26 protein-coding genes are annotated in these 18,524 nt (G+C 52.8%); all 26 read right to left on the bottom strand.

What is annotated here, in order from left to right; translation table 11 throughout:
* Window positions 1–594 carry a tail assembly protein gene (locus CWM58_RS00140; RefSeq protein WP_032439859.1) on the bottom strand — a complete coding sequence of 198 codons (594 nt, stop codon included), beginning with the start codon at window positions 592–594 and terminating at the stop codon, window positions 1–3.
* A gap of 26 nt (window positions 595–620) precedes the next feature.
* Entirely contained in the window at window positions 621–1,043 is a 423-nt protein-coding gene (locus tag CWM58_RS00135) for a hypothetical protein (RefSeq protein WP_033128545.1), read from the bottom strand.
* A 41-nt stretch (window positions 1,044–1,084) separates the two neighbouring features.
* A complete protein-coding gene (locus CWM58_RS00130; protein ID WP_032439857.1) occupies window positions 1,085–1,795 on the bottom strand; it encodes a C40 family peptidase in 711 nt (236 codons plus the stop codon).
* Window position 1,796: 1 nt separating this feature from the next.
* Window positions 1,797–2,552 (bottom strand): phage minor tail protein L, encoded by a 756-nt coding sequence (locus CWM58_RS00125; RefSeq protein WP_023289191.1) that lies wholly within the window; start codon window positions 2,550–2,552, stop codon window positions 1,797–1,799.
* Window positions 2,549–2,887, bottom strand: coding sequence for a phage tail protein (locus CWM58_RS00120; RefSeq protein WP_017898999.1), 339 nt, complete (start codon window positions 2,885–2,887; stop codon window positions 2,549–2,551). The genes CWM58_RS00125 and CWM58_RS00120 overlap by 4 nt, the downstream gene beginning before the upstream one ends.
* On the bottom strand, window positions 2,887–6,222 hold the full coding sequence (locus tag CWM58_RS00115; protein ID WP_100679901.1) for a phage tail tape measure protein: 3,336 nt from the start codon (window positions 6,220–6,222) through the stop codon (window positions 2,887–2,889). Before CWM58_RS00115 ends, CWM58_RS00120 begins: the two co-directional genes overlap by 1 nt.
* Window positions 6,223–6,454: 232 nt before the next feature.
* Entirely contained in the window at window positions 6,455–6,820 is a 366-nt protein-coding gene (locus CWM58_RS00105) for a phage tail protein (RefSeq protein ID WP_014228914.1), read from the bottom strand.
* A 57-nt stretch (window positions 6,821–6,877) separates the two neighbouring features.
* The gene (locus tag CWM58_RS00100) at window positions 6,878–7,339 is read right to left on the bottom strand and encodes a hypothetical protein (protein ID WP_023328090.1); all 462 of its coding nucleotides are present in this window, start codon (window positions 7,337–7,339) and stop codon (window positions 6,878–6,880) included.
* A 31-nt stretch (window positions 7,340–7,370) separates the two neighbouring features.
* Window positions 7,371–7,763, bottom strand: a complete 393-nt coding sequence (locus CWM58_RS00095) for an HK97-gp10 family putative phage morphogenesis protein (RefSeq protein WP_014907811.1) — start codon at window positions 7,761–7,763, stop codon at window positions 7,371–7,373.
* Window positions 7,764–7,768: 5 nt separating this feature from the next.
* Complete coding sequence (locus CWM58_RS00090) at window positions 7,769–8,158, bottom strand: hypothetical protein (RefSeq protein ID WP_017880258.1); 390 nt, start codon at window positions 8,156–8,158, stop codon at window positions 7,769–7,771.
* Window positions 8,139–8,477 (bottom strand): head-tail adaptor protein, encoded by a 339-nt coding sequence (locus CWM58_RS00085; protein ID WP_100679900.1) that lies wholly within the window; start codon window positions 8,475–8,477, stop codon window positions 8,139–8,141. The genes CWM58_RS00090 and CWM58_RS00085 overlap by 20 nt, the downstream gene beginning before the upstream one ends.
* Window positions 8,474–8,791, bottom strand: a complete 318-nt coding sequence (locus CWM58_RS00080; RefSeq protein WP_023339902.1) for a head-tail connector protein — start codon at window positions 8,789–8,791, stop codon at window positions 8,474–8,476. The genes CWM58_RS00085 and CWM58_RS00080 overlap by 4 nt, the downstream gene beginning before the upstream one ends.
* Complete coding sequence (locus CWM58_RS00075; RefSeq protein WP_100679899.1) at window positions 8,772–9,032, bottom strand: hypothetical protein; 261 nt, start codon at window positions 9,030–9,032, stop codon at window positions 8,772–8,774. Before CWM58_RS00075 ends, CWM58_RS00080 begins: the two co-directional genes overlap by 20 nt.
* A 58-nt stretch (window positions 9,033–9,090) precedes the next feature.
* A complete protein-coding gene (locus CWM58_RS00070; protein ID WP_014228907.1) occupies window positions 9,091–10,377 on the bottom strand; it encodes a phage major capsid protein in 1,287 nt (428 codons plus the stop codon).
* 77 nt (window positions 10,378–10,454) lie between these two features.
* On the bottom strand, window positions 10,455–11,375 hold the full coding sequence (locus CWM58_RS00065) for a S49 family peptidase (RefSeq protein ID WP_080895675.1): 921 nt from the start codon (window positions 11,373–11,375) through the stop codon (window positions 10,455–10,457).
* A 36-nt stretch (window positions 11,376–11,411) separates the two neighbouring features.
* Window positions 11,412–12,671 (bottom strand): phage portal protein, encoded by a 1,260-nt coding sequence (locus CWM58_RS00060; RefSeq protein ID WP_023279520.1) that lies wholly within the window; start codon window positions 12,669–12,671, stop codon window positions 11,412–11,414.
* On the bottom strand, window positions 12,671–12,850 hold the full coding sequence (locus CWM58_RS00055; RefSeq protein ID WP_017898992.1) for a hypothetical protein: 180 nt from the start codon (window positions 12,848–12,850) through the stop codon (window positions 12,671–12,673). The genes CWM58_RS00060 and CWM58_RS00055 overlap by 1 nt, the downstream gene beginning before the upstream one ends.
* Window positions 12,844–14,565, bottom strand: coding sequence for a terminase large subunit (locus tag CWM58_RS00050; RefSeq protein ID WP_100679898.1), 1,722 nt, complete (start codon window positions 14,563–14,565; stop codon window positions 12,844–12,846). Before CWM58_RS00050 ends, CWM58_RS00055 begins: the two co-directional genes overlap by 7 nt.
* Window positions 14,565–14,999: a phage terminase small subunit P27 family gene (locus tag CWM58_RS00045; RefSeq protein WP_012542168.1), complete on the bottom strand. Its 435-nt coding sequence runs from the start codon at window positions 14,997–14,999 to the stop codon at window positions 14,565–14,567. The genes CWM58_RS00050 and CWM58_RS00045 overlap by 1 nt, the downstream gene beginning before the upstream one ends.
* Window positions 15,000–15,247: 248 nt before the next feature.
* Entirely contained in the window at window positions 15,248–15,679 is a 432-nt protein-coding gene (locus CWM58_RS00040; protein WP_077269189.1) for a hypothetical protein, read from the bottom strand.
* Entirely contained in the window at window positions 15,676–15,999 is a 324-nt protein-coding gene (locus CWM58_RS00035) for a hypothetical protein (protein WP_086512200.1), read from the bottom strand. Before CWM58_RS00035 ends, CWM58_RS00040 begins: the two co-directional genes overlap by 4 nt.
* Window positions 15,951–16,313 (bottom strand): HNH endonuclease, encoded by a 363-nt coding sequence (locus CWM58_RS00030; RefSeq protein WP_032440987.1) that lies wholly within the window; start codon window positions 16,311–16,313, stop codon window positions 15,951–15,953. The genes CWM58_RS00035 and CWM58_RS00030 overlap by 49 nt, the downstream gene beginning before the upstream one ends.
* Window positions 16,314–16,456: 143 nt before the next feature.
* Window positions 16,457–16,681 (bottom strand): DNA gyrase subunit B, encoded by a 225-nt coding sequence (locus CWM58_RS00025; RefSeq protein WP_225372771.1) that lies wholly within the window; start codon window positions 16,679–16,681, stop codon window positions 16,457–16,459.
* Between the two features lie 801 nt (window positions 16,682–17,482).
* Complete coding sequence (locus CWM58_RS00015; RefSeq protein ID WP_086512199.1) at window positions 17,483–17,848, bottom strand: hypothetical protein; 366 nt, start codon at window positions 17,846–17,848, stop codon at window positions 17,483–17,485.
* Window positions 17,849–18,056: 208 nt separating this feature from the next.
* Window positions 18,057–18,416: a hypothetical protein gene (locus CWM58_RS29095; RefSeq protein WP_413773484.1), complete on the bottom strand. Its 360-nt coding sequence runs from the start codon at window positions 18,414–18,416 to the stop codon at window positions 18,057–18,059.
* On the bottom strand, window positions 18,316–18,524 hold a 209-nt coding region (locus tag CWM58_RS28990), incomplete at its 5' end, for a hypothetical protein (protein WP_206056613.1). The genes CWM58_RS28990 and CWM58_RS29095, both read right to left, overlap by 101 nt.

Below are 18,524 nucleotides of genomic sequence, written 5' to 3'. Positions count from 1 at the left end.
TTATTGCTGGTCTTCTACGTAAATACCGGCAGATATAATGGCGCCGCCAATTCGGCGTTTGCCATAAAGCAAAGGGACTGGGTATCCCTGTGAGGCGGTATTAGTTACACCGCCAAAAGCATAGCTGGCCTTATTGTCAGCAGATTCTTTTCGTGCCAGACCTGCTGGCTGTGGGGAAAGCATCTGAACGACACCGCCGAGCATCATCGCAGCCCCCATTTTATAACCAAATGCTGACACGGGGTTGCCAGGAACAAAGTAAGAGCCGACAGCAGAGGCAACAATAATAACTGCTCCAAGAATTGTTTGAAGCAGTCCCGCCTTTTTACTACCAATTAAAACAGGAACAATTCGGATAACTTCACCACCAACAGGGAATCCTAAATCATCCTTGCCAATATTTTTCTTTCCTTTGAAAACAGCAAAGGTCAACCCTTTTTCTTTGCTGTTATTCATGAAATGTTCAAATCCAGGGATGGTGGCAGCCAGCGCTATTCCTGCTTCTTGGACTGTTGAAATCAACCGATGATGAACCTTCCCGAAAGTTTTGCCAAGAATTCCAGAAAGCTCAATTCTTGTCATTATTTCCTGCATAATAGCTCCAGTTGGTGGGAAACGAGTTAATTAATAGTGGTTGGCCTTATATCCAAATCGCCATTAGCATCTGTAAAGACTCTTGCTGCTTTTTTCTCTCCAGCTTTAATATTGAAAAATCGTTCTTGCCTCTCTCGGTTTAAACTGCAAAGTCCTTTTCCTTCAAGATTAGCACCGACAGCCCACTCTCCTTCTGATAAATAAAATGTCGCTTTTTCTTTCGGATCCAGTTTCGCTACTCGTTCACCATTCAAATAAACTGTTGCATAGCATCCTGCCCCCACGAATCCTGAATCACGAACGATTGTCAGGCTACCGTTATTACCATCGTTTTCTTGATATTTAAAAATATGCTCTTTTGAGGCGGAAATAGCTTGGCTGGGAGGTACAACTGTTGTCGAACAACCTGTTACTGTGACAATTGCCAATGCTAGAGCTATTTTTTTCATTTCAGTGTCCCTTGGATTTATAGTTAAAATTCCACAAGAGATTAACACAGAGAATGGTATCGGACGATTTTCATCGTCCTGTCTAACCAGTATCCACCATACGGCACGCGCTTGCTGAGATGGCCATACAGGTGATGCAGCAGCATATTCCCTTCCAGCAGAATCCCGGCGTGGTTCCACTTATCCGCCTGCACCTGCATGATCACCATATCACCCGGTTGCGGTGGACCATCAAACTCACGGAACCCGCATTCATACCAGCAGTCCTGATAAAAATTGTCCGGATACTCCTTTTCCCACCACGGATAATCGACGCGGTAATCGTGCAGCTCGATGCCGTGGGTTTGCCGAAAATAGCTCATCACCAGGCCCCAGCAATCGTAGTGGCCCAGCACGAATGGTCGCTCGAGGAGCGGCAACTCACCACGCGGGTGGATGGTACGGAGATCGCCTTCTGGCCAGCTGATAATATGCCAGGGGAGAAGGGTCGCGTCGCATTGCGCTTTATCCAGTTCGCTCGGCTGGGTGGTGGCATCAGGATGGCTGTGAACAATACCGGTGATCGTTCCCCATTCCTCAACCTCCGCATAATCCTCCGGCGCCAGCACAAAATTATCTTTCGACTCTGTGGCCAGGTTCCGGCAGGGGAAATAACGCTCCGCTCGGCCCCTCTGGGCGACGAGGCCGCAGGCCTCGCGCGGATATTCTGCGGCCGCATGTTCCTGGATGGCCTTAATCGTTTTCTGACGCATATCAGCTCCTGATTAATGAGGTGCCGGGGAACCCGCCAAACGGCAGTTCACTATTCTCACCATGACGTAATTTACAGGCCGTGAGCGTGCCGTTGCAGACATCCTGCGACGGGTCATCAACTGGCTGATTGTTCCTGTCAAAATACCGGGTGCCGGCATAGTCGCACCCGTTACCGCTGCGGTACTGATTGCGGATACACCAGGTGCAAATCGCATGCAGCTGGCGAGTCGGGATCATCATCCCCTGCAGGGCAAACGGGCTGGAGAGAGTAAATTCCACCTTCTCATCGTCTTCATAATGCTTTACGTCAATGAAGAAAAGGCGCCGTTTCTCCTGCGTCGGATCAGCTGAGGCATTCCCGTCCGGAAAGTTCTTCGCATCGAGATACTGTTTTTGCGTGTCGTGGATGACAACCCGCGCCAGAGCCAGATCGTCGTAATGAAGACAAAGCGCGGATATCTTCCCGTCGATGTTCCCTACCCGCAGCGTTGGCTGCGCGTCACTGCCCGTGGTGGAGGACTCGATCCCTTCGATTTCGCATGGCCAGGCTTTATACTCCCGCCCCTGCCACCAGATGCTTTTCGCCGGCAGCTTATCCAGGTCGCCGCCAGCGGCGAGGATTTCGGCTGCAGTATGGGGAACGTTATAGCCGTGGAAATACAAAACCTCATCCAGGCCAAACGCCTGGCCATCGATCTCCAGGAGACGAACCTCATCGCCTGGCTCTAACTTCTGATAATTCGCGTTAAGGCTCATGGTTTAAATGCCTGAATAAAAGTGGCTGAAAGTGAGTAATTTCCGCCGCCCAGCGGCACCGGTTTATATTGTTCGCAGCGGTAAAGCCCCACCTCTTCCAGAGGCGGGGTCCACTGAAACGCGCGGGTGCCGGCATGACGGTCGAAGAACTGCTTAATCGGACGGATATAGTCCTCCGTACCGACAAAACTCAGCTCCCAATCCTGTGATCGGGTGTTAATACCATCGCCGGATACCTGCGCATACCCGTCACCGAACTGCGCCTTCCGGACACGAAAGTTAACGGTCTGCTGGGGATTAACCCGCGGACTCCAGGTGAATATCTCAATAGCCATCAACGTTGCCCTTTAACTGCATTCCAGACCATCCCGCCAGGGCGCATATCCTGCGCCATCAGCTCCCTGTATTTTTTCTCCACAAACGAGCCGATCTGCTGGCCAAACTGCTCAAAACCAGACGGCGCCTGCGTTGAGGTGTTTCCGCCTTCAATCGTGATATAGACTTTTGGCCCTTCCGACGCGCCGGCGTTCTGAACACCACCGACAGCGCGTACACCCAGCGAACCATCGCCGGCACGCGTCAGCGGCATGATGGCCTCCGGCCCGGCCTCGCCAAATACGCCGGCCCCTTTTGCGAAAGCGAAGAACTGCGGAGAGTCGTAGACCTGGTTGCTGTATGCGCTCAGCGACGGTGAGTCGTAAACGCCGCCTTTGGCGTTGAACTGGAAGTTACTGGCGGCATTCTGGATCGCCGTCCCCGAGCCTGCGCCCGCAGCGCCCGTGACAACGCTGGTCCCGACGCCCACCACGCCCATAATGGTTTGCATGACGGAACTGGTGACCAGCGCCTGAGCGGCCATATCAACGAGGTTTTTTATGATCGACTGCGTGAGCGAGGAAAACAGGTCAGCCATGTTCTCCTTAAAGCTTCTCGTCCGCGTCAGCATGCTCGTCAGGAAGTTGCTTGAGCGCTCATGGGCCGTTTCAAATAACCCGACGGCCAGGCTCTGGAATTCTCCCTGTGATCGGTATAACTCCAGTGACGTCTGATACTGCGCATCGGCGGATTCTTTCGTCGCCTTCTGCATCAGCATTTCGTACTGTTCTTTGTTGATCGCGCTGCCCTGGTAGTACGCCTGCAGCAATGCCTGCCGCTGCGCAAGCTGATTGCGCAGCGAGACCAGTGGATCAACTTCGCCGGCGATATCCAGTGCCGGCGCAGCGATTTCATCGGCATGCGCCTGCAGCAGCTCTTTCGCAGTATCTCTGGCCAGCGTTATTCGTGCGGCCTGGTACTCTTTTTCATCAAGAAGGCGGGCTTTGAAAAGCTCAGCCAGGTCCCGGCTGGCTTCCTGCTCTTTTCGCAGGGTTTCCTGGGCGGGGGAATACTGCGCGGCCAGATCCAGTCGCTGTTTCTGGTAGTTCTCTGCATTCATTAACAGCGCGCGCTGCAGGTCAGCATCACTGGCGCCATTTTTCTTCGCCGCTTCCTGCAGCTCCCTGTTGCTGTCCTTTTCCTGCAGGTTAATTCTGGCCAGGCTGGATGCATGGGCTTCTTCAATTTGCTGCCGTAGCGTTTTGAACTGGTCGACCTGGGACTTACTGCCTTTCCCCGTGCCAGTACCGCCATCGCCGCCCCAGGGATTTCCATCTCCGGTCTCTTTGGGGGGCGTGCTTAACGCTCCTTTCAGATCGTCCGTAAGGGAGGTTATTTTTCCCGATAAACCCAGCTGAGCCAGTGTTTTTGCATCACTGACACGCTTAATGTTTTCTTCGGTTTTGCGGAGTCCCTCGTTAACGCTATCGAGATCCGCCCGCGCCCGCGTCTGGTCTTTTGTCACCCCTTCCAGCTGGCCGAATGGGTCAAACGCTTTCAGGCTGCCGATACGGCTGTCGGCATCCTGAATTTCTTTTATCAGCTGGTTACGCTGCACGACCTGGTTTTCGTACTGATCCTCCAGGTCGAACTGCTTCACATTTAACTGGTTAAGCGAGAGGCGCATCAGCGCTTCACTGGTTTCCACTACGGCATCTTTTAAATCAATGGCTGACTGCCGGGCTTCCTTTGCCTTCTCATGAAAGTAAAGAATGCCTGAGCCGGCCAGCATCGCGGCGCCGAACGGACCACCGATTAAATTTAATGCGCCTCTTGCCAGCCCCACCGCAACGGAAGCCGCGCGGGCCGATATCGACATCTGCCGGTTTGCCGCTGCCAGTTTCAGTTTCGCCTGGCTGGCCAGATTGGTTTGCTCAGTTTCCTGCCGGATAAGCCGGGTAAACTCATCCTGGTAACTGATATTCATCCCATACTGTTTAGCCGTCCGCTCCATCTGCCGGTAGTGGCCAAACTCAGCGTCGTTCTGTTTCAGGATGGCCGCTGTCGAATCCAGCGTTTTGCGGGCAATATCCGCATCAGCCTGCGCCCGCGCTTTTACCGCCGCCTGGCTTTCCCGCCAGGCCGCGATATTCTCCCGCAGCCCTGCAGTCAGTTTCGTGGATAACACGGGGATCAGGCTGTAAAGCGCCACGCTGGAGACGGTGTTGAAATTGTCTGCCAGGCTGTTCAGTGCCTCCGTGGCAACCTGAATCCCGCTGCGGAGTGGCCCGTTACTGCTCTGGCCGATCTTAATGACCATCCCTTCAAACGCACTGCTCAGCCCCAGCAAATCGCCGTTCAGGTTGTTAACCCTGATGGATGCCTGCTCATGCGCCGTTTTGGTACCGGTCAGGGAAGCGGTCAGTTCATCAAGCTTTGAACAGTTCTGGACCAGGATAGACGCCGCATTCAGGTTCTCCACGCCAAACAGTTTTACGGCCTGGGCCGTGGAGAGATTTTTCCCGGAAAGATTGGTCAGCGCCTGGCTGAGACCAACCACGGACGGCTTGAGGCTCTTGTCCGTGCCCTTTTCCAGATTCAGGATGACGTTACGCAGCGCCGTGCCGGCTTCACCGCCTTTAATTTCACGCTCTGCCAGCACCTGAATCGCGGCATTCAGCTGCTCAAAACCAACGCCGGCCTGTGCGGCTGCGACGCCACCATTTTTAATGGCAGCCGCCGTATCAACAATCTCCGACGACCCGTACTTCGCGCCGGCGGCCAGCACGTTAATATAACGATCCGCCTCCTGCGCGCTCGCCCCGTACTGGTTTAAGGAGAGCGCCAGCGTTCTGGTCGCATCGGGCAACGTTGTGCCGGCGGCCTGCGCCAGGATAAGCGCGCTGTTCGTAGCCTTCTGCAGTCCATCGGACGTTTTTAAAAGCTCCGGTTTAGCCGACGCCATCAGCTTTAGCGCTTCGGCGGCCTGGCTGGCGCTGTACTCTGTCGTGCGTCCCATTTCCTGCGCAGCCAGATCCAGCGCTTTCATTTCAGCTGCAGTCGCACCGGTGATGGCCTGCAGGTCTGATAACGCCTGTCCATATTGTCTGGACGTGGTGACGATCGTGCCGATGGAAAGGCCGGCTCCTGCCAGCCCCGCCAGCCGGCTGGCCATCCCGGATATCGACAGACCGACCTTCTTATAGGCGTCCTCCGTCTTTTTCGCGTCCGCCTGGGCATTACGGTTAAACCGTCGTGACTGGTTCTCCGCATCGCCATACGCTCCCAGCAGCTGGGATTTAAAACTGGCTGCGTTCAGGTGCAGCCCGACCGCTAAAGATGCGACGTCTGCCATTACATTAATGCCCTCATGACTGCCGCGCATTCATCATCGACCCGGGATGGCGCAGGTGTGGTTTCGGTAGGTGGCGCGTTTTCATCGCCAGGACGGCGGAAAATGCCCTGTTTCAGGAAGTAGGCTCGCCAGTGGTACAGCGTGTTTGCCGGCAATGCGGCAATTTTGGATGGGTCAGGCTCGCCCCAGCGGTCGGCCAGCCAGAAAATCAGCTCCAGCCAGGGCGAGTCACTCAGTTTTTTTCCGCTTCCTCCAGCTTGCCGATTGCGTGTTGCTTCACTTTTTCCACTGCGGCCAGCAGTTCGGGGTTTTCATGGGCCTTCAGCAGTTCGGCTGCCGTGGGTTTAAACTCATCCGGAATGGCCGTTCCATCCGGCTGAACCAGTGCATCGATGACGATCTGGATGACTTGCTCCGATGCCTCGCGCGCTGCGCCAGCTTTTGCGGTTTCAGCCATTTTCTCTTCGTAGCTGATGAGGTAATCCCCGGTCAGGCGGCGGATGAATACGGTGGCGCCAAATAACTCGGTTTTAATGACGGTTGGCTCCGATTTAAGCAACGCGGATTTCAGCGTGGACAGGTAATCTTTATCTTTCACAGGTAGTCCTTAAAAATAAAAAGCCACCCGAAGGTGGCTGTTTAAAGGTTAAGTTAATCAGGCACCGCCGGAGACAGCGACGGTTCCCCAGGCGATCTTGTTCTGTTTACCCTGAACAGTGATCTGGATGACCTCATTCGCCGGAGCGGCGATTTCATTCATCTGCCACCCGGACAGCGCCAGGAGCATCGTCGCTGTTCGCTTGTTGGGTAATTCGACGTATAACTGGATGGTCTTGCGGGCCTCTGCTGCGTTCAGCAGCGCGGCAAAATCGGTATTGCCCGGATCATCAATGAAGCCCAGCGACTTTTCAGGCCCGTCAGGCAGATCGCTGATGGACTGTTTCTGCTTATCCAGTAACGTGGTGCAGTCGACAAAGCCCCCCGTCTGCCCCATTGCACCCAGCGCTTTACAGTTAATCAGCGGTTTCAGCGCTGACGTGGCAGCGCCAGGCTCTCCGTATTTCACAATGGTGCCCGCCGGCAACATCGCATATTCAGGCGAAGTTTTATCAGCCATGTTTCTCTCTCTTTTTATACGGCAGCGGATGCTACCTGTTTTCAATGCCGTTTCGGATTTCCACGGTTAACACGCGCAAAACGGTCTGGAGGTTGTAATCCAGGGCGGGTCGGATAAAGGGGTCTGCAACCTGTTTAACCGTGCCAAACTCCTGCGCCAGCGCCTTCATATGGTGCTGCTTGCTGGGGCCGACACGGAGCGTTACAACCGCGTTCCCTTTACCCTTGCGGGTGGAAGAGCGGATTTTGATTGAGTCCCGCATGTGCGGCCCGGCAGACGTTTCGTCAAAGCCGGCATGCTGCTTCATATCTTCCTCGACGACCTTTAGCGCTTCGCGCCCGGCATCCCGCAATACCTTCGTCGCCACTTTTTCGCCCAGGGCCATTAACTGCCGCTCCAGCTCATCCAGCCCTTTAACTTCCATTCGGATCACGAGGAGTCCTCCACGTAGTGAATGATGAAATCGCGGGTCAGGCGATACTGAATGCGACGATTCGTCAGCTGGTTTTTATCCTGATGGATGCCGCCTCGTTCCACATACTGAACCGGAATACCCTCCAGCTGGCCATGAACGACGGACTTCAGTTCCGTCCAGATTTTTTTATCCAGCTGCAGCAGTGAGGTGTAATCATCGAGACGGTACAGATTCACCTGGATACGGGCAGATACGATCCCCGTTCGCAACATTCCCGAGACCATTTCCGGGTCAGAGATACGCTGAAAGGTCGCTCCTTCCTGGACCGTGTCCGGCAGTAAAAGCGGATACGCATTCATGCCGGTGATGCGCTCCAGCGCACCCTTAATCGCCAGCTCTATCATGCCGCCCGTCAGCCTCCCCCGTGATAATGATCCGGTCCGTTTTGCGGTCGATATTACGGACGGTATAAACCAGATTTTTCGTCGTGATTTTCCAGTCGATATCAACCAGCACACCCGGATAGACCGTAAACAGGCAGGTTTCCACCACCTGCTGCTGATCCAGCGTGCGGACTTTCCGCCCCGATACCAGCTCCCGTTTTGCCCACGCTTTTCCCGATTCAACCTGCTTTTCCGGTAGCGGTTCGCCCAGCGGCCCCCGACCGGACTGTACGTAGCTAATCGCAATGCGACAGTCCATATCACCCGGTTTCAGGCTCATAGCGTATGCTCCTGCAGGGGGAAAAGAAGATGCCTCACCGCAGCGGTTTCCAGCCACTGTCCGGTATGGCCATTCAGATACGCATCGCTGACCAGAAACTGAATGGCCAGACGGATATCTTCATCCGCGATAAATCCGCGGACGGTTTCCGGGAGTGCCTGCAGCTCCTCATCACTGGTGACCAGCTTGCAGTAATAATCACGCTCGATGCTCCGCTGCGCGGCGTTCACCATTTGCGTGAGCATGGCGTCATGCTCCGTGAAATCCAGTTCCAGGCGTAGCTGGTTTTTCACATCATCCAATGTCAGTATCAAAATCGATGTCTCCCGGCTTCGGTTTCAGCGCACGTTCGGCATCCTCCGGCCATACCGCGATACGCCGCTTAACCAGTTCTTCGGCGCGCGATCCTTCAAAGCACGCGATATCTCCACGGGAATAACGGTGGTGCGGCCCAAGGAACACAACGGATTTACGCTCTGCCTGTGCGACCACGGTCGCATGGTTGTCCTGTGTGCCTGTTTCTTCCGGCTCCACTGCTTTATTTTTCGCAGCCATAACATTCTCCTGAAAGGGAAAAGCCCGCATATGCGGGCCGTATTTACTGAGGGATGGGTTAGAACAGGACGCCGGTACCCAGCACCAGGCCTTCCGGATGACGGAAGCCAATATCATGCTCAGTAACAACGCGGATTAGCGACTGGTTACGGGAAAACGCAGATACCAGGGTGCCATCGGCATCGATGTAAGAGGCTTCCTTCGAGAAGTCGACTTTCATATTGCCGTCTTCAGCGATAACCACATCATTAAAGTCAGCAAAGTAAATCTCAGTCTCCTTACCCCCGGTCCCCAGATTCGCAGGGATCGCGCTGGTACGCTGAACCGGATATCCTTTAAGTAATCCCTGAGCCATTTCCGGATAGACTTTGTTGCCGTTGCCGTCACGCAGCCCAAACAACTTCATATAGGTACGGTTCGACATGCCCCAGCCGCTGCTGATCATATTGCTGTTGCCGTCCATCGCCATCAAAATGATCTTGTCCAGGTACTCGTCAACCGTGTTCAGGTTGATCGCTGCATCAGCTTCCCACGGCAGCAGGCGGTTCCACTGCGTCGCGCGCGCCTTCATACCAATCGGTGTATCGCCGGTACCGTCATCGCGCATAAAGGCTTTATCCTCACGCACTGAGATGGCGGTCAGAATATCCTGCAGGACCAGCTGCTCGACGTTGAATCCGGCGCGGCCAATCAGTGCATTGGAAATAGGCACCATCGCAATCAGAGTTTTCGCCGTAAGTTTTACATCATCAAAGCGTGTTTCTGATGTCTTGGCGTCTTTGTTTTCTCCTGTGTAGCTTGCCGTTGCTCCACCGGCCACGCGTGGTAGCGTCATATTACCGTTAGGCAGCGGAACGGGACGGGCACCCAGCTTGCGGACGATGGTTCGGTCGCTCAGTAGCTCGATCACCTCACTGTGGAGGTTCTGCGGAATAAGCACACCCCCGGACGCCGCTGCGGTGGAAATGGCCATCGATACGGACTGGTCATTCAGTTCTTCTGAAGCGAATTTTGCCGCGTCCTGCAGATTCCCTGCGCCTGCGGCGACAGACATAACCAGTCGGGTCATGCCAGCACCGGTGTACTGTTTCGGCTCCTGCTTAACAATAATGCCGGGGGCCTGCTGAGTCGCTTTCACGGGTTTTGCGACCAGCGCCGCAGCACGTTCGGCGGCTTCCAGGCGTTCAATTTTGGCGCTGATATCAGTGAACTGCTGCTGCAGGTTCGCAAACTCCGTCAGCTGCTCCGCAGTCAGCGTGCTGCCGCTGGCGTCAATGGTTGCCAGGGCCTGAACCTGTTCGTTGATACCCGCACGCTGACGACGCAATTCTTCAATATGTGGCATTTTATTTCTCTCTTTTTAGACATAAAAAAAGCAGCCTGCTGGCTGCTTAAGGTGACGCGGTTTATGTTTGCGCCGGGTTACATTTTGGTTTGCAGATCCATCGCGGCTGCCTGCATCTGAATGGAGGTTTTTTGACGGGCTTGCTGATACTTTGCCGCGATAGCATTGATCGCCGCCTGGGGGTCAGAGACTTCATCCGCCAGGCCGGCGGACACAGCGCCAGGGCCAAAATACAGCCCCGCCTGCGTATCAATGACGGCCTGCTGATTCAGGCCGCGATATTCGGCCACCGACCCCGTAAACGTCTCGTACATTTCGTCGATCATGCCCTGGAACATACCCAGCGACTCTTCACTCAGTGGTTCATGTTGGGTGCCGTTATTTTTGTTATCTCCCCGGTAAATGGTGGTGAACGTCAGCCCCATTTTTTCTTCCATCTTCGACGTATCGAGGTGCTCCATGATCACACCAATCGACCCCACGCCACTGGTCTGGCTGACGATGATTTTGCTGCAGGCCGATGCGATGAAATACGCGGCGGAATACGCGCTGTAGTTCACAATCGCCGTGATGGGTTTCGTGTCGCGAGACTGATAAATGTAATCGGCCAGCTCCTTGCACCCCACCGCTGCGCCGCCGCCGGAGTTAATATCCAGAACGATTTCGCTGATTGAGGGGTCGTTTAATGCCGCCTGCAGCTGCCCGCGGATCCGCTCGTAGCTGGTCAGCTCGGAGCACATCGCCGTAATCTGCCCCCGGCGTGGAACAAGAATGCCGTGAACGGGGATCACTGCCACCCCGCCGGTGGGCTGAACCTGCTCAGCTGCAGGTGATTTACCCGGATTCAGCGCCATCTGAATGACGGCATCTTCGGTGATCCCCTGAATGCGGGGGATGAGCACCGCTTTCACGGAGTCCATTGTTTGCCGCGTCACGTAATGCGGCACGCCAAAGACCATATCTGCCAGGTGCGGCAGGTTAATTAATTTCGTTGTCATGTTGTCTTCCAGGTCATCCCGCGCGGCGGGAAATAATCAGGCTCTGGCCAGAAGGGATTCTATTTCGGCCAGCTGTTTTGCTGTCGGCGACTTATCGCCAGGAAGGATCTTCGCGCTGTCGACCATATTGAGCGGCGTCAGGTATTTGTCCCCGCCAGCAATTGGCGGTAGATTCTCCATACGCCGGATATCGTTAGTGGATAGCCATCCCCACTGGCGGCCCAGCGCATACGATTCATAGCGTGACTTCTGGTCGCCTCGCAGCAGCCCGGAAACGTTGAACTCGATGTACAAATCGCGGCGTTCGCTGGGCAGAAGCAGATCGCGCTGCATCGCACCCTCATGGCGTTTCAGCCAGGCCAGCAGCGTATACATCACGAACTGCAGGCCCTGGTGCTCGATGTTGTTGTTGGTCGCTTTCGCCAGCATCTGCACCATATGTGGCGGGATTTTATAGAGCCGGCAGACCTCTTCCACGCCCCACTGCCGCGACTGTAGCAGCTGCGCCTTTTCGTTATCCTGCGACAGTTGTTTGTAGCTCATGCCCTCCTGCAGCAGTGCCACAGAGAACATATTGTGAATACCGGAATGGCGTTCGGTCCATTTCGCCAGCAGGCGATCAATAGCATCCTGGCTTTTAATGGTCGCAGCCTCTTTCGGACGCTCTATCACCCCGCTCATCGTTGTCCCGCGCCGAAATGTCGCTGCCGCATGCTCCTCAACGGCCAGATTCAGCCCCAAGACATCGGCGTTCGTCTGAATGGGGGAACTGCCGATATAGCCATCCAGAGAAAAGACCTTCACATGGTGCATCATGCGCATCGGCAGAATTTCACCGACTTCCGGGAGTTCGTAATACGGCATACCGTCCGGCCCCTTCAGCACAATGACCTTTTTCGGGTTAATGGGGATCAGCTCTTTCGGGTAGCCTTTTCCGTCCCGTTCGATGATCGAGTAGCAATTTCCCTCAAGCCCCAGCAACCCCTGCTGCTGCTCGAAATACTCGAATGAGGTGTCTTTCCTGTTGGGCTGGGAGTGAATCAGGTCATAAACCGGGTGGTCCGTCGCACGCTGGCGCCCGCCATTTTTATCCCGCCGGTAGAGTTCGCACGGCAGCTGCGCGACTGACTCCGCCAGGAGGGTGACACAGGCCCGGACCGCTGAAAGTCCAAGAGCGGTTTCCGGCGTGATTATGATGCCAGTTTTGCTCTGGCTTGAACGAACCCCGCCCAGCATGGCTTCCCAGAAGCTATTACCAGAGTATTGTCGGCCCCTGAACATCTGGGGTAGGAACATTATTTACCTCCGCCATTGCTGACGCCGGAGGAAAAGGCCCGGGTTGTCATATATGACCAGCCCAGACAAATAATTCCTCCTGTTATCAATCCCACTGATGGAGAAATAAGCCAGGCACCTGCGGATAACAATCCAGCACCAGTGAGGCCGACAATAAAACTCAGAACTGAAATTAGCATGCTATATCTTCCTCATCGTATACGGATGTCATCACTGAACTGTTAAGCATGGCGCGCCCCAGCCCCATCATTAAACCAACCGCACCATCTATCTTGTTCTGCCGCCCTTCTTTCCCGGGACGCACAATATCGTCACTTCCGGGAAGGTACTGGCCGACGATATTGGAAATACACCAGTTCATGACAGGGTGTCCGTCATGATGGAATCTCCCCGAGATGAGCGCAGCCTCAATCTCTCTCATAGGATCACTCATATGGGTAAAATTTTGTCTTATCTCGACAGGCTCAAGCCCCTCTTCCTCAAGCATGTGACGTAATGAAGTCGCGCCATAAGGATCAATGGGGCATTGGGCAATTTTTACGGTATTCCGCAGCTTCAGGATCGTTTCAAATATCAGCCTGTAATCAACTTCGCCACCATCGGTCGGGATCAACTTACCCTGCCGGACAAAGGACTGATAACGTTCTGCGGTACTTTTCAGCGCGGTCTCCTGCGAGTAAATGGTTTCTTCTGGTGCCCAAAACAGAGGAGAAACACAGTAAAAATGTGTTATTCCGTCTATTTCACGACGAAAAACTGGAACCACGGCATTGAGGTCAACTTTCGAGGCCAGATCGATACCCAGCCAGCATTCTTCCCCTTCAAAATCTGACAACTTAAGGTTTTTATCGGCTGCATCCATCCATTTTCTCAGGTCGTAATAAGCTGATTTTGCGCTTACCCAGCGATTGAAATGCTTGGTCAGAATCTTGTTTGTCTGCCCGGGCGTCGACATACCCAATAATTGTTTAGCCCGGAGAAAATCTGCTTTTACCGAAATGCCATAGTTGGGGTTTGCCTTGATTAATGCCTCAGGAGTCGTCCAGTCATCATCGTCATCAAGGCCATAAATCAGCCCAAATATGGTTTCATTTTCCTCGCCATTACGGGTTCTCCGCAGGATCTCGACAACCTGAGTACGCTTTTCATAGCAAGGGGATGTAATGTCATAGCCGGCAGTGGTGATGATCAGTGTCATCGGTTGTTCACGAGCCCCCATACCGGTGGTCATGGTGGTGTAAAGCGCATCAGTAGTATGTTCGTGATATTCATCAATGATGGCGCATGATGGCGAATCACCATCCCCCGGGTCACCGATCACAGGCGCAAAAACCGAACCGTCAGGGCGCGTCATTTTTTTTGCCCAAGGTTTTATCGAGAATTTTTGCCGCAATGCCGGCAGCTTTTTCACCATTTGCAGCGCCGGAGAAAATACCTTCCATGCCTGTTTTTCAGTCGTGGCGCCGCAATAGACTTCTGCACCATGCTCGCCATCTGCACAAAACATATAATTTCCTACAGCAGCGGCAATAGCGGATTTCCCGTTCTTCCTGGGCACCTCGATATAGATTTCAGAGAAACGACGCAGGCCTGTCTTCTTGTGTACCCATCCAAACGGTACGCCAAGAGCGAACTTCTGCCAGGCTTCAAATTCAATCCGGAGTTTACGCCGGGCCCATTCCCCTGAGGTATGAGGCATTTTCTGGGCAAAACGAAGAAATCGTTCTGCTTTGTTTTTATCGAAGCGGTAGGGCCAGCGGGGATCCTTTGCTCGTTCGAGGTCGTCCAGATGTCGCTGACAGGCAAGTATCGTTAACTGACACGCCAGAATCTTCCCGCCAACGATATCCCGCGCATACTGGTTCGCTGCATTGACGTTCGGATAGGTTGCCATCAGTCAAACTCATCGAATTCATTCCCGTCATCGTCCGGATCCTTTTGTCCGCTGGTCATGCGAAGACGACTGAGCGGATCTAACCCCAACAGAGAGCCCAGGCGGGCAAGCTGGGAAACCGAGTCATTCCGGACATTAACTGCAGGGTGTTTTTTCAGCCCCCCCATTTCACTTTCTGAGGTCAGTCCGCTGGCCAGCATTTTTTCGGCTTCGAGCATCAGATGAAAAGCATTGCAGTAAGCCAGTAACAAAGGTGCGTCCTCCAGCTCAAACACCCCTCGGTCGATGAGTATTTTGCTTTGCGTCTTCCACATTCTTATTGCCGCCTCCCCCATTAACTCAGCGGGAGGCGCAATACGTGTTAATTTGCTTTTTTGCCCGGTGGGTAAAGTGGGTTTTCGGCCACCACCGGACGATCGAATTCCTCCGGCCATAAACGTTCCTTTGATAGATGAAACCTTCCGGAAAAAAGTTTCTTATTTCTGGCGTGTAAAAATAGACTTCAACGGGCAGTCCCGAAGCGCGAAAGGGGTCAGGGATTTGCTCCCCCCTACCCCTGGCTGCAGCTGCCTCGGTCGAGGTGGAGGTCGTCATTCCGGCAGCGCCGGCGGCGAATACGGTTCACATTGCGTGGGCCGGCATATCTCAGACGTTCAATGAACACCAGTTGTTATACCGGTGGTCAGGATCCTGTCGCTGTAGCGGAGCCTCCATCGGCCTGCAGTACGCTTTCTGGAAGCCGTTCATCTAATGGCTGGTTCTCGAACACCTTCATCCCAAATTGACCGATCCAGGTGCTGACTGAGTTGATGTTCCCTGCGATGAAGTCGGTCACCTCGGCGATCAATCCTTTAACGACGACATCCGTACTCTGACGCCAGTAATTCTCAATCGCGACCAGCAACGGATCGGAACCATTACTGACAGATTGTTCACCTACGCTATACGTTTTTTTCTTTGCGCTATCGGTGATACATCGCAGCTGGCTGGTCTGGACGGCTCCAACCTCTGCCGCAATGACCTGCATCGTCAACGTAGCCACTTTGTTCCCGTCTGCATCAGCGCTGGATGCATAGAACATGGAGAGCGTCAGATCCGAGCGTTGATACATCATTGCTTACCTCCACGGCGATGACGTGAGCGGCGACCACCGGGAGCCGTCGTCTGTTGTTCCTGTACCAGCTCACCCTCTAAAGGCTCCTGTTCCTGAGCAGGTGATGAAGCAGGGGCCGGAGCAATATCATGTGCAATCGTAAGTTTAAGCAGGGGACGGCTGCCCTGAACATGCTCAAATTGGATCCCATGTACGGCTTCATTCATCCGTGACTGACCATCCGTTTCCAGAACGGTCAAAGTGCCATCAACGTATTCAATTTTGAAATTCTTCATCGGGTTCTCTCTGTTGCTGTTTTCTTGCTGTGGCAGCTCCAGCACAACGACTCGAGATTAAAGTCATCGTCCGTACCGCCATGAGCTTTAGGAATAATGTGGTCGACACTTGAGGCTTTCGTGGCAATACCGTCTCGCCTGCAGTTCTGACAAAGGTATTTATCCCTCTTCATGATACGGGCCCGTTTAATTTCCCACGGACGACCATAACCACGTTCCTGCCGAGTTTTTCCGGGCTGATAGTTACGCCAGCCATCACCGGCGTGTTGCTGCCGATGGATCTCACAGAACCCACTGACATCATTCGTTACTGCCGTGCATCCTCTGTGCCGGCAAGGTCGTTTAGCGCGTGGTGGCATAACTTTTTCCGAAGTTAGTGATAACGCAGTCGTTAACACCGTTTTGTGTTACAGGGATGATGCCAGGGTGAACTTGATACCATATTCACCCCAATAAAAAGCCCCGCATAAGCGGGGCTGTAGATTCAGAAATATGGTTTTGGCTACTGGTAGGTATCTGCGAAATGCCCTTCGATCTGAGATCTGACATCAACAGTTTCGTCTAACTTTAAGGAGTCATAGCCCTTAATATGGAAATGAGGCTCATATGCATAAATCGTAATAAACGCATATGAACCTTCATCTCCTGAGAAAATCTCATATTTGACGCGAGAAAGACCGGCACCAACTAACATGTATGTATCCAGAAGCTTATGGGTATTCATCATCCATTCCTTTTCCTTTAAAAATCCTTAATCAGCATACATGAATTCGATGGATGACGGCAGCAATGAATTCTTGCAGACTTCGAAAAAAACTTCAATATCAGTAAATTAATACCCATACACCCCCCCAAATATGCCAAAAAATAAAGCAGCAAGCAGCCAGGCAAGCGCAGTTTTCTTCATTAAGACTCCGTAAAATGCTATAGACATTGCTAGACACAGCGTTATAAAAACTGGCCACATAGTCAATAACAAAAGCAAATAACCAAAAAATCCACTATTAATAGTTGTATTCACCGCTAACTTAACCCTGACGTTCTAAATATGAGCTGTATCGCATGACACCATGCAATCTGTTCTTTCTGGCGAACTATAGCAATATCAAAGCCACTTAGTGAATGCTTGATGCCTTAGCCGCTGAGCCCCGTTAACTGATTTACACCCGCTACGCTTGTTGTATCCGGAGTGTTGTCTAAACTATCTAATGACTTTGCTCTGCCATGACAAAGTCCGTCGTTCTACCCGTGAGCTCAGGGATGAGCCACTTCCTGTAGTGTCTGACCTTCCATTTTTACTCAAAACCAGTAGAAAAACATCCCGCAATCTGACTAAACTCCGACATTGGCTGCCCCTGCAGCACCCCGTCAATTTGTCGGATTTACTCCACGGGGTTTTTTATAACCTGAAGCTGCTGGACAAAAGGCTCCAAGAACAAAGCCCACCAGCAGCACATTTCCAGGATATCTAGAAACAGGATACCTAAGAGTTGTTATGTCCTTCTAACATATAAGGAGCGTATCATGATTAGTTATATTCAAACCTGAGCTCATCAAGCCTTAATGGTTTTCTTATAAAAGTCTTTTTGCATTCGATAATGAGTATCTGCCCCTCGCACAATGCGCAAAGCACAGGAGAGGATTTATCGGAATCACCATTCCCACCGGTGTAATTATTAACCACCAAAAGAGTGTAATCAATCGTGTTATTTCTGACAAGATTGATATGCCCGGCATTCCGTTCACCTTGTAAAATATACTTACTCTGCTTATCTTTTATACCATGAGAGAGAGTCGCCACGCCTTTATTAAAATCATAGATGAAAATCTTAAGTCCACCATCTGATACAAGTACTTCCAATGACAGTTTGTCACCTGAAGCTCGATCAGACATTCTTACATAACATTTTCTAATCACAACCCACCCACTCATTTTTAGGTAGAATATAAGCAAGGCAGGGACTGAGTTCAACAAGAAAATAACCTATCGGGCTATCGCTTTATAATAAGCCTGCCAGCGGTACTTATCCAATCTCAGTTGCCGCAAGCACTGAGTGCTTTCAATATCAGCCTGCAGATCTTCGTCGCTGTCCTTCGCGGCGTCACTTGCTTTGCACGGGGGGCTCATCAAATCCGGGGATGGAGTTGGCAGCATCGATGGCGCGCTGACGCAGCTGCACAGCATCATCATCAAACCTACATACAATACGATTCGGAGACTGAACATATTTCACCACGTCACGGGTTATTGTTTTGTAGATGACCTTACCCGCTTCGTTAGCAGTAGCGGCCTTTTCCTCTACAGGCTTAATAGTATTCTCGGCCTTCTCTCTCTTCTTTGAAGCCTGAGCCTTGATGTGATCAGCGTGAGAACTCCAGCCTGAGCGCCACGAAATCACGTTGGAGGCCAGCAGGATTGTTATAGCGATGATAACAGCGGTTATGACCTGCTCCCCGTTGATTAGTACACCCCGATGTTAGTAATGTCTTCATAAGCCACATGAGGACATCCCCATGAAGAAGCGTTTTTCCGACGAACAGATCATCAGTATTCTCCGCGAAGCCGAAGC

The sequence above is a fragment of the Klebsiella sp. H-Nf2 genome (assembly GCF_002806645.1).
In the GTDB taxonomy this organism is placed as follows: Bacteria; Pseudomonadota; Gammaproteobacteria; order Enterobacterales; family Enterobacteriaceae; genus Klebsiella; species Klebsiella variicola.
Note: the sequence above shows the minus strand (reverse complement) of the source record. Positions and strands in the feature narration are given on the sequence as shown.

Excerpts from the sequence above, each read along its gene's own strand:
- CWM58_RS00140 (WP_032439859.1), bottom strand. The coding sequence starts at position 594 with ATGCAGGAAATAATGACAAGAATTGAGCTTTCTGGAATTCTTGGCAAA.
- CWM58_RS00135 (WP_033128545.1), bottom strand. The coding sequence starts at position 1,043 with ATGAAAAAAATAGCTCTAGCATTGGCAATTGTCACAGTAACAGGTTGT.
- CWM58_RS00130 (WP_032439857.1), bottom strand. The coding sequence starts at position 1,795 with ATGCGTCAGAAAACGATTAAGGCCATCCAGGAACATGCGGCCGCAGAA.
- CWM58_RS00125 (WP_023289191.1), bottom strand. The coding sequence starts at position 2,552 with ATGAGCCTTAACGCGAATTATCAGAAGTTAGAGCCAGGCGATGAGGTT.
- CWM58_RS00120 (WP_017898999.1), bottom strand. The coding sequence starts at position 2,887 with ATGGCTATTGAGATATTCACCTGGAGTCCGCGGGTTAATCCCCAGCAG.
- CWM58_RS00115 (WP_100679901.1), bottom strand. The coding sequence starts at position 6,222 with ATGGCAGACGTCGCATCTTTAGCGGTCGGGCTGCACCTGAACGCAGCC.
- CWM58_RS00100 (WP_023328090.1), bottom strand. The coding sequence starts at position 7,339 with ATGGCTGATAAAACTTCGCCTGAATATGCGATGTTGCCGGCGGGCACC.
- CWM58_RS00095 (WP_014907811.1), bottom strand. The coding sequence starts at position 7,763 with ATGGAAGTTAAAGGGCTGGATGAGCTGGAGCGGCAGTTAATGGCCCTG.
- CWM58_RS00090 (WP_017880258.1), bottom strand. The coding sequence starts at position 8,158 with ATGATAGAGCTGGCGATTAAGGGTGCGCTGGAGCGCATCACCGGCATG.
- CWM58_RS00085 (WP_100679900.1), bottom strand. The coding sequence starts at position 8,477 with ATGAGCCTGAAACCGGGTGATATGGACTGTCGCATTGCGATTAGCTAC.
- CWM58_RS00075 (WP_100679899.1), bottom strand. The coding sequence starts at position 9,032 with ATGGCTGCGAAAAATAAAGCAGTGGAGCCGGAAGAAACAGGCACACAG.
- CWM58_RS00070 (WP_014228907.1), bottom strand. The coding sequence starts at position 10,377 with ATGCCACATATTGAAGAATTGCGTCGTCAGCGTGCGGGTATCAACGAA.
- CWM58_RS00065 (WP_080895675.1), bottom strand. The coding sequence starts at position 11,375 with ATGACAACGAAATTAATTAACCTGCCGCACCTGGCAGATATGGTCTTT.
- CWM58_RS00060 (WP_023279520.1), bottom strand. The coding sequence starts at position 12,671 with ATGTTCCTACCCCAGATGTTCAGGGGCCGACAATACTCTGGTAATAGC.
- CWM58_RS00055 (WP_017898992.1), bottom strand. The coding sequence starts at position 12,850 with ATGCTAATTTCAGTTCTGAGTTTTATTGTCGGCCTCACTGGTGCTGGA.
- CWM58_RS00050 (WP_100679898.1), bottom strand. The coding sequence starts at position 14,565 with ATGGCAACCTATCCGAACGTCAATGCAGCGAACCAGTATGCGCGGGAT.
- CWM58_RS00045 (WP_012542168.1), bottom strand. The coding sequence starts at position 14,999 with ATGGCCGGAGGAATTCGATCGTCCGGTGGTGGCCGAAAACCCACTTTA.
- CWM58_RS00040 (WP_077269189.1), bottom strand. The coding sequence starts at position 15,679 with ATGATGTATCAACGCTCGGATCTGACGCTCTCCATGTTCTATGCATCC.
- CWM58_RS00030 (WP_032440987.1), bottom strand. The coding sequence starts at position 16,313 with ATGCCACCACGCGCTAAACGACCTTGCCGGCACAGAGGATGCACGGCA.
- CWM58_RS00025 (WP_225372771.1), bottom strand. The coding sequence starts at position 16,681 with ATGATGAATACCCATAAGCTTCTGGATACATACATGTTAGTTGGTGCC.
- CWM58_RS00015 (WP_086512199.1), bottom strand. The coding sequence starts at position 17,848 with ATGTCTGATCGAGCTTCAGGTGACAAACTGTCATTGGAAGTACTTGTA.